Source organism: Aminobacter sp. MET-1 (assembly GCF_026521175.1).
Classification (GTDB): Bacteria; Pseudomonadota; Alphaproteobacteria; order Rhizobiales; family Rhizobiaceae; genus Aminobacter.
In genome coordinates, this window is the sequence record NZ_JAMSHL010000145.1 from 1 (window position 1) to 252 (window position 252).

Here is a 252-nt window from a genome sequence, read left to right on the forward strand (position 1 = left end):
GCGCATGGATCTGGTCATCCTCGACGAACTGGGTTATCTGCCGTTCAGCCAGGCTGGCGGTGCGTTGCTGTTTCACCTGCTGTCCAAGCTGTACGAACACACCAGCGTGGTGATCACCACCAACCTGAGCTTCGCCGAATGGTCGAGCGTGTTCGGCGACGCCAAGATGACCACCGCCCTGCTGGATCGGCTGACCCACCACTGCCACATCGTCGAAACCGGTAACGAGTCCTATCGCCTGCAACACAGTAG

The 252-nt window shown here is 59.5% G+C and carries 1 pseudogene; it reads left to right on the top strand.

Annotation, left to right across the window (positions count from 1 at the left end):
• Positions 1–252 (top strand): annotated as a pseudogene (gene istB, locus NDO48_RS29385) (IS21-like element ISPst3 family helper ATPase IstB); the annotation flags it as partial.